Origin of the sequence: Acinetobacter johnsonii, assembly GCF_048551975.1 — a bacterium.
Classification (GTDB): Bacteria; Pseudomonadota; Gammaproteobacteria; order Pseudomonadales; family Moraxellaceae; genus Acinetobacter; species Acinetobacter johnsonii_A.
The window spans coordinates 1-308 of record NZ_JBIMCF010000135.1 but is presented as its reverse complement, the minus strand read 5'-3'; the positions used below and the strand labels follow the sequence as shown (position 1 = coordinate 308).

The window sequence follows — 308 nt, the reverse complement described above, 5'->3', positions numbered from 1 at the left end:
CCATGAAAGATGCCCATGTGGTGGTCATAGTTGTTGATGCACGTGAAGGTATTTTAGAACAAGACTTACACTTAATTGGCTATGCGCTTGAAGCAGGCCGAGCGATGGTGATTGCGATTAACAAATGGGACAATATGTCCGATTATGATCGTAAGCAATGTAAGTTGGATGTAGAGCGCCGTTTTGACTTTATTCCATGGGCGAATATCCACCTGATTTCTGCTTTGCATGGTACAGGTGTTGGTGAAATGTATCCATCAATTCACCGTGCTTATGACTCATCGCATTTTAAAGTCTCGCCTGCGAAA

Annotated in this window: 1 protein-coding gene; it reads left to right on the top strand. The window is 43.2% G+C overall.

The features are described from left to right. Positions 1-308, top strand: a 308-nt coding sequence (locus ACG9ZB_RS16955; protein WP_419326818.1) for a GTP-binding protein, incomplete at both ends; no start/stop codon positions are given.